We start from the raw sequence: 7,665 nt of genomic DNA on the forward strand, positions 1-7,665 counted from the left end.
GGGAGGGACGGCGGTGGACGCCGTGGGGCGGGTCGGGGACGGCTCAGGGCTGGAGCCGCACGACCTCCCAGCCGTGCGGTGTGCGGTCGTAGCGCAGCCTGCGGTGCAGCCGTTCGCGGTCGGCGGCCCAGAACTCGACCGTGTCCGGTTCGAGGCGGTAGCCGACGAACCGCTCGGGTCTGGGCAGGGAGTGGCCGCCCTCCTCCGCCAGCCGCCGGGCCCGTTCGAGGAGGCCGGGCACGTCGTCGAGGGGCTCGCTCTGCCGGGACGCCGTCGTCATCGGGTACAGCTGCGGCGGCCGGGCGGCCCAGAGCCGGTCCGACTCCGCCTCGGGCAGCGTCTCCACCGGCCCGGAGACGATCACCTGCTGGGCGGTCTCGCGCCAGTACAACAACCCGGAGGCCCAGCCGGTGGCCGCGATCTCCCTGCCCTTCTGACTGCTGCTGTGGGTGGTGAAGACCAGGCCCCGGTCCGACACGTCGATGACGGCGACCATCCGGTTGGAGGCACGGCCCTTGGCGTCCGCCGTGGCCAGCGCCAGGGACAGCGGCTCCCGCACCTTCCTCTGCTTGGCCGCGTCGACCCACCGTCCGACCAGCCCCATGGGGGCGGCCGGAGGCGTCTCGTACTCGGGGAAGCCCCCTTCCATCTCACCGGTCAGAGTCTCGAACCTGCTGCTCACGCGTGCTCCCGCGACTGTCTAGACGTAGATGGTCCCGCTGGCGACGGTGACGCCGCTGCCCTTGACCCGGACCTCGGTGACGTGATCGCCGTTGCCTCTGGCACGGGCCCGCATCAGGGAGTGCCGCCCGATCTCCACGCCCTGGTGGATGTCGATCCACTGGCCGTACTGGGCGTGGCCGTGGCGGGCGACGTGGATGGCGAGCGGTCCCGCGGCGGACCCGGTCGCCGCGTCCTCGACCACCCCGTAGGCGGGGGAGAACATGCGGCTCCGCCAGTGCGTCCCGTAACCGGCGAAGCAGTTGGTCGCCATGTCGGGGAAGGCGGCCAGGGCACGGTGGTCGGGGTTGACCTCGGACAGCGCCGGGATGCTCCGCAGTCCGACGAAGACGTGCCGGGGGCCGTTGGTGTAGATCTCGACGGGGGTCTCCGGTTCGGGCACCCCGAGGGCGGCGAGCAGCTCCTCGACGCGGTCGAACGGCTCCCAGGTCGGGATCGGCTGCTCCATCGCGGCGGCGACCACCCTGCCGTCGGCGCGTTCGAGGTCGAAGTCCACGATCCCCATGGCCGTCTCCAGCCGGAGCCGGTCCTTCTCGGCGGAGTCGCCGAGGGCGACCGCCGTGCCGAGGAGGGGGTGCCCCGCGAAGGGCAGCTCGTTGACCGGGGTGAAGATGCGGATGTGCGCGTCGCCGCCCTGCTTGGGGGGCAGCACGAACGTCACCTCCGACAGGTTCATCTCCCGGGCGATGCTCTGCATGCGCGGGGCCGAGAGGTCCTCGGCCCCGAAGAAGACCGCGACGGGGTTGCCCGCCAGGGGCTTGTCGGTGAACGCGTCGACGACGACGTAGGAGTGCGCCCTTTCCAGGAGCGCCGGACTGCCGTTCATGCGCTCAACGTCCTTCCTATGAACGAGCCGAGGATGTGCGGGCCGTTCTGGGTGAGAACGGACTCGGCGTGGAACTGGAGGGAGGAGAAGCGCGGGCCCCGCAGGGCGTGCACCTCCCCCGAGGCGGGGTCGCGGCAGACCTCCACCGCGCCGACGCCGTCCACCTCGACCGTGTCCGCCTCCGACCAGGCCGCGAAGGTGTTGTAGAAGCCCACGCGCTGGCGGTCGCCGAAGAGGTCGACCTCCTTCTGCACGCCCTGGTTGGGCGAGGGGCGCCGCCGGATCGGGAACCCGAGCTCGGCGCTGAGGATCTGGTGGCTCAGGCAGACGGCCAGGAAGGGCCTGCGTTCGGCGAGCAGCGCCCGCGCCGCCGCCCGCATGTTGGCCATCTTCGGGTGCGCGGGGTCGCGCGGGTCGCCCGGACCGGGGCCGAGCACGACGAAGTCGTAGCCGTCGAAGGAGGGGACGTCGTCGTGGCGCACGACCGTGACGGACATGCCCATGTCGCGGCACTGGTGGTCGAGCATCGACGTGAAGGTGTCCTCCGCGTCGACGATCAGCGTCCGGCACCCGGCCAGCCCGGGGAACTCCGCGCCGCGCCGGTGGCCCTCGCCCAGCAGCCAGAAGTCGGCGATGTTGGCGTTGCGCCTGACCAGCGCGTCGCGGATGTCGGGATGGGTGTCCAGGCCCCCGGCCCCGCGGCTCTCCACCGCCGCGAGGAGACCGGCGGCCTTGGCGTGGGTCTCCGCCACCTCCGACACCGGGTCGGAGTGGCGGACGAGGGTGGAGCCGACGCCGATGGCCATCCTGCCGCGGTCGTCGATGTCGGCGGTGCGGATGAGGATCGACGAGTCCAGGGTCCGCTCGCCGGAGGCGTCGCTTCCGACGAGGGCGAGCACCCCGCTGTAGTAGCCGCGTCCGCCCGTCTCGTAGTTCTGGATGACGCGGCAGGCGTTCTCCAGCGGGCTGCCGGTGACGGTCGGGGCGAACATCGTCTCCCGGAGGATGTCGCGGACGTCGCGACGGGTCTCCCCCTCGATGAAGTACTCGGTGTGCGCGAGCCGCGCCATCTGCTTGAGGTGGGGTCCCGACACGTGCACGCCCGGCTCGCAGATGCGCGTCATCATCTTGAGCTCCTCGTCCAGGACCATGTAGAGCTCGTCCGACTCCTTCTGGTTGGCGAGGAAGTCCATGACCTCGGGCAGCGAGGGGCCCGAGGGGGGATAGCGGTAGGTGCCGCTGATGGGGTTCATGGTGGCGAGCCCCCGCCGGAGGGTGACGTGGCGCTCGGGGGTGGCGCCGACGAAGGTCCGGTCGCCGGTGTGGACGACGAAGGTCCAGTAGGCGCCCACCTCGACCCGGAGCAGCCGGCGGAAGACGGCCAGGGCCTTGTGCGGGGTGTACTCCCCGATGTCGGCGACGAAGGAGCGCCTGATCACGAAGTTCGCGCCCTCGCCCTCGCCGATCACCTCCTTGACCACCCTGCGGACGGTCTCGGCGTAGTCCTCGTCGTCGACGTCGAAGCGGCCGTCGGACAGGGCGACGGGCAGGTCGGGGATGAGGTCCAGGGCCCGTGAGACCGGCAGCGTCTCCTGGTCGGCCACCGTCATGACGAGCAGGGGCGCCTCGTCGTCGTTGCAGCCGAAGCCGCGCTCGGTGATCTGCCGGTAGGGGATGAGGGCCAGCACGTCGTGGCGCTCCGCGCCCCCGCCCCTCCCCGTCAGGTCGGGCAGGGGGATGTCGGCGGTCTCGGGGACGGCGGACACCTCGCCGGTCAGCACGTCCACGCGGCCGGGACCGTCGCCGCCGGAGCGCACGAGCAGGGCGAAGGGGGGTGGCCGCTCCGTCCCCAGGACGGTGCGCAGGAGCCCGTCCCCCTCCGCCCCGGCCCGTGGCGCCGTGTCCGGCGCGTTCACGCGAACACCTCCTTGGCCGGCAGCACGACCGCGCAGCGCTCGGCGGCGTACCGGACGGCCATGCGGTGGTAGTCGGCGTTGAAGTCGGCGACGGCGTCGGCGACCAGGAAGGTCTGGATGTCGTTGGTGTAGGCCTCGACCGCCGTCATCAGGACCCCGACGTGCGCGTACACGCCGCAGACGACGAGCTGGTCGCGCCCGGCGGCCCGCATCCGCTCCAGCAGGTCCGACTTGTGGAACGCGCTGTACCTGAGCTTGGTGAACATCCAGTCGTCGGGTGAGGGGGCCAGTTCGTCCACCACGAGCCTGTCCTCGGGGGACCTGCGCATGCCGGGTCCCCAGAAGTCCTTGAGGAGGCCGCGCTGTTCGTCGCTCATGCTGCCCGGCTGGGCCGTGTAGCCCACGGGGACGCCGAGCCGGGCGCCGCGCTCGCGCAGGAGGGCGATGTTGCCGACCAGCTCGTCTCGCACCTGTTCGGGGAAGGGTTTGAGGAAGAAGCGCTGCATGTCGTGGACGAGGAGGACAGCGCGGGAGGGGTCGGGCACCCACTGGGCGGTGTTCTCGGGGAGGTCACCAGCGGCCGGGAGCGCGTAGGGCTCGATGACGGGGATACCGGGCATGTTCGTCCTTTCCGATCGGTTCCTACGGGTCAGTCGCTCCAGGCGGAGATCACCGAGACCGCCTGCCAGAGGGTGAGGCGGGGGTCGCAGAAGGTCGTGTAGCGCTCGCCGACCCGCGGGAACCCGCTCGGGTCCGTCACGCACTCGGTCACGTCGTCGGGTGTGGTCTCCAGGTGCAGGCCGCCGGGGACTCCCCCCGCCGACTCGACCGCGCGGACGAAGCCGCGGACCTCCTTCCTGAGGTCCTCCACGACCCGGGTCTTGTGGCCCTCCGGGGTCCGGACCGTGTTGCCGTGCATCGGGTCGCACAGCCAGATCACGGGGTGGCCCGCCTCGGCCACGGCCTCGACGAGCGGCGGCAGCCGGTCGGCGACCCGGTCGGCCCCCATCCGGGCGATCAGCGTCAGGCGGCCCGGCTCGCGCCGGGGGTCCAGCCGCTCGCAGAGGGCGAGCAGTTCGTCCTCGGCCATGGCCGGTCCGACCTTGCAGGCCACCGGGTTGGCGACCTCGGCCAGCAGGGCGACGTGCGCTCCCTCGATCTGGCGGGTGCGCTCACCGATCCAGGGCCAGTGGGTGGAGCCGAGCACCGGCTTGTCCGTCTTGTCGGTCTGCCGGAGCATCGGCACCTCGTAGTCCAGGACCAGTGCCTCGTGGCTCGTCCACACCGGCGGGTCGCTGGCGGGCCGGGCGAAGGAGCCGCGCCAGCCGAGGTGCTCCATCACGTCGCCCGCGGCCATGTAGCCGGTGAGCAGGCGCAGCGGGTCGGCCTTCCTGCTCTCGGGCGTCGGATCGGGGCCGTTGACCAGGTGGCCGCGGAACACCGGCAGCACCAGTTCGCCGACCTTCTCCGTGGGGCTGGAGCGGGGTTTGGCGAACTGCCCGCCGATGCGGCCCGCCCGCAGGACGGGCTTGTGGGTGATCATCCTGAGGGCGCCGACCAGCATGTCGAGCAGGGCGGCCTTGCTGCTGACGTGTCTCGCGCTGGACTCCTCCGGGTCCTCGGCGCAGTCCCCGGCCTGGACGACCAGGGACCGGCCGAGGGCCACGTCGGCCAGGAGCGAGCGCAGGGCCAGCACGTCCTCGGCCCTGACGAGGGCGGGCCGGGAGGACAGCACGTCGGCCACCCTCCGGACCTGGGAGGCGTCGCTCCAGTCGGGCTGTTGCAGGGCGGTTCTGGACTCGATGTCGGGCATCACGTTGTCCACGCGTCTCCATTGATCGGTTCTGTGTGCGTGCCTGAATCGCCAGCCCGAGTGGAATCCGAACCAGCCCTCGGGGTCAGGTCGGGATTCCCTCACGCCTGATCGTGGGAACGGGGATACCCAGAGCACGGAGCTGGTCGAAGGGGTTCATGAACTCCCTCTGCTGCGCGATCTTCCCCTCCTCGAAACGGAAGGAGTGCAGGAAGTGGTTCGTGTAGTGACCCTCGGGGTAACCCTCGAAACGGATGGCTCCCTCGCCGTCGCATTCCACCCAGAAGAAGTTGGGGTCCTGCGTCTCGAAGATCTGGATATTGGTCCAGACCCAGTCGGGGAAGCATTTCAGCGACCAGACCGCGTGTTCGGCGAGGCGATTCCGGCCACGGATGACGATAGGCTCTCCGGTGTCATTGGTCCAGAGCCCTCCGACACCTTCTTCGGTGAAGAGGAGGTGACGCTTCAGCCGATCCTGCCCTCTCGTGTTCATGTATGTTTCCACCACGTCACGGTTGTGTTTCCGGATCGCGGCCTCGTCACCGTCCGCAGGAAACTCAAAGTTTTCGGGCATGGCAGACTACCTGGCCTTTCCTTTTCTGCGTTTAATACTGTCCGAAGGGAAATTCTGGGGGACGCCGGACGGGTCCTCAGTCCGGGTCGGAGTCCTCGCCGGGCACCATGTAGGCGAGTTCCCGCAGCTCCTGGGAGCGCTGGAGGACGATGGCGCGGACGAGGGGCAGCCAGTGCTCGGGGATCGTCCTGATGATCTCCTCCCACTGCGCGCGTCCGACCTCGGTGATCGTCAGCATGCGCAGCAGGGTCCGACCGGCTTCGGTGGCGCGCAGGGAGGGGTCCCGGGCGAGCTTGCGGACCGCCGCCGCGGTCTCGCCCACCGCCGTGGACTCGGTGACCCGGGGCCTGCGGTCCGGTTCCCGGACCGCGACCGACACGGGGACGCGCTCCCCGCCGTTGCGGCGGAAGCGCTCCGGAATGGGGTCCTGGCCCTGGTCGACGCGCTTGCGGACGTCCCGGACCGTGCCCACCGACAGCCCGCTCTTCCTGGACACCTCACGCAGCGAGATCTCGGGGTTCTCGGCGAGGATGGCCGCGGCGCTGCGCCGACCCTCGACGCTGCTGAGCGGTCTGGCCCTTCCGTCCATGCCCACCCTGCTCTCCGCGACGGAGCCCCCCTCTCCCGCCTCCCGACGGAGCCTGGCCACCGTCTTGGCGTTCAGCCCGGCCCTCCTCGCGATGGCCCGGTCGGACCAGTGCGGATGGGACAGGATGATGCGCTGGGCGGAGGTCCTGCGCTCGCTCAGGGTCAGCGGAAGCCCGTGCCCCACGTTGAGCTGCACCGCGAGGACGAAGGCGTCCTCGTCGCTGCCGTCGAAGAAACGGGCCCTGATCTCGGTCTTCCCCCTCATCCGCGCGGCGCGGATCCTGTGCACCCCGTCGATCACGCGCATGGTGCGGCGGTGGACGAGGATGGGTTCGACGGCGCTCCCCATTTCCGCGATCACACGGGCGTGGGCCGGGTCCTCCATCTTCTCGCGCGGAGAAAGGGAAGGGGCGAGGTCCGCGATGGGAACAATTCCCTGGGGCAGATCCCTGATTATGTCAGCCACCTCGGGGAGCAGGTCCCCGTCATTTCTCTGACCCTCCCCCAGTCCAGGGGCGGATGGCATGGTTTGGGCAGGCACAGTGAAATTTCCCTTCGTGAAGGGCATGCGAGCAGGGTGGACTCTCCAGAGGGGATCACAACCGGATTCAGCCTAGGTTGAGACCCGCAGCAGCGCCAGCGCGAAGCTGTCCGCAAGCGGACAGCGGGGAAAACACGGGGCCGGGGCGGACGGCCCGGAAACCCCCAGGTGAAAGCATCCGGACCGCGGCTGGGACAGGGGGAACCGGCTGCCTTCCCGTGCCCCGGCGACGGCGGGAAGGAATGCGTCCGGGCCCTTGTGAACTGGGGCGACGGTGTCAAGCACGGGCAGGAACGCGTGCACGGGCACGGGCCGCGCGGACAATCCGAGAAACACGATCCGCTCCTTGCCTTTTCTCCGAACGAACGCTCCGCGTGACCGTTCGTGACGCGGCGCGACTTCCCGGAAATGGCGTACTTCTCCGAACCCCGTCCCCTTTCGGGGGCCGCCGGACGGCGGCCCCCGCGCGGCCGGGCGCCCGTACGCCTTCCCCCTCCCGTCGTCCGGTCACCTTCTCCTCCCGCCGTCCGTCATGGAGGTGAAGGGCGTCAGCGGACCGGGTGAGGAGAGGAGTGGGTTCATGACCGTCGCGGGGGCGCGGTTGGAGGGGCGGGTTCCGCACGGAGCCGGGCGCGGACGCGCCCCGGGCCGTCGGCCGGCCTCCCC

7 protein-coding genes are annotated in these 7,665 nt (G+C 70.7%); all 7 read right to left on the bottom strand.

Annotation, left to right across the window (positions count from 1 at the left end; all coding sequences use genetic code 11):
- Window positions 1–43: 43 nt before the first annotated feature.
- The 7 genes from phzG to DQW06_RS22985 all read right to left on the bottom strand — a co-directional run bounded on the left by phzG (window position 44) and on the right by DQW06_RS22985 (window position 6,807).
- Window positions 44–682 carry a phenazine biosynthesis FMN-dependent oxidase PhzG gene (gene phzG, locus DQW06_RS22955; RefSeq protein WP_013156021.1) on the bottom strand — a complete coding sequence of 213 codons (639 nt, stop codon included), beginning with the start codon at window positions 680–682 and terminating at the stop codon, window positions 44–46.
- A gap of 18 nt (window positions 683–700) precedes the next feature.
- Window positions 701–1,567 (bottom strand): PhzF family phenazine biosynthesis protein, encoded by an 867-nt coding sequence (locus DQW06_RS22960; RefSeq protein WP_019610418.1) that lies wholly within the window; start codon window positions 1,565–1,567, stop codon window positions 701–703.
- A complete protein-coding gene (locus DQW06_RS22965) occupies window positions 1,564–3,483 on the bottom strand; it encodes an anthranilate synthase family protein (RefSeq protein WP_117199289.1) in 1,920 nt (639 codons plus the stop codon). The genes DQW06_RS22960 and DQW06_RS22965 overlap by 4 nt, the downstream gene beginning before the upstream one ends.
- Window positions 3,480–4,103, bottom strand: a complete 624-nt coding sequence (locus DQW06_RS22970; protein ID WP_013156018.1) for an isochorismatase family protein — start codon at window positions 4,101–4,103, stop codon at window positions 3,480–3,482. Before DQW06_RS22970 ends, DQW06_RS22965 begins: the two co-directional genes overlap by 4 nt.
- Before the next feature lie 29 nt (window positions 4,104–4,132).
- The gene (locus tag DQW06_RS22975) at window positions 4,133–5,308 is read right to left on the bottom strand and encodes a 3-deoxy-7-phosphoheptulonate synthase (protein WP_198662524.1); all 1,176 of its coding nucleotides are present in this window, start codon (window positions 5,306–5,308) and stop codon (window positions 4,133–4,135) included.
- 73 nt (window positions 5,309–5,381) lie between these two features.
- Window positions 5,382–5,870 carry a PhzA/PhzB family protein gene (locus DQW06_RS22980; protein ID WP_013156016.1) on the bottom strand — a complete coding sequence of 163 codons (489 nt, stop codon included), beginning with the start codon at window positions 5,868–5,870 and terminating at the stop codon, window positions 5,382–5,384.
- Window positions 5,871–5,946: 76 nt separating this feature from the next.
- The gene (locus DQW06_RS22985; RefSeq protein WP_232051624.1) at window positions 5,947–6,807 is read right to left on the bottom strand and encodes a winged helix-turn-helix transcriptional regulator; all 861 of its coding nucleotides are present in this window, start codon (window positions 6,805–6,807) and stop codon (window positions 5,947–5,949) included.
- Between the last annotated feature and the right edge of the window lie 858 nt (window positions 6,808–7,665).

It is taken from the genome of Nocardiopsis sp. TNDT3 (assembly GCF_003427465.1).
GTDB classification, from domain to species: domain Bacteria; phylum Actinomycetota; class Actinomycetes; order Streptosporangiales; family Streptosporangiaceae; genus Nocardiopsis; species Nocardiopsis dassonvillei.

Coding starts and splice junctions, on each gene's coding strand:
- DQW06_RS22960 (WP_019610418.1), bottom strand. CDS start 1,567: ATGAACGGCAGTCCGGCGCTCCTGGAAAGGGCGCACTCCTACGTCGTC.
- DQW06_RS22970 (WP_013156018.1), bottom strand. CDS start 4,103: ATGCCCGGTATCCCCGTCATCGAGCCCTACGCGCTCCCGGCCGCTGGT.
- DQW06_RS22980 (WP_013156016.1), bottom strand. CDS start 5,870: ATGCCCGAAAACTTTGAGTTTCCTGCGGACGGTGACGAGGCCGCGATC.
- DQW06_RS22985 (WP_232051624.1), bottom strand. CDS start 6,807: ATGGGGAGCGCCGTCGAACCCATCCTCGTCCACCGCCGCACCATGCGC.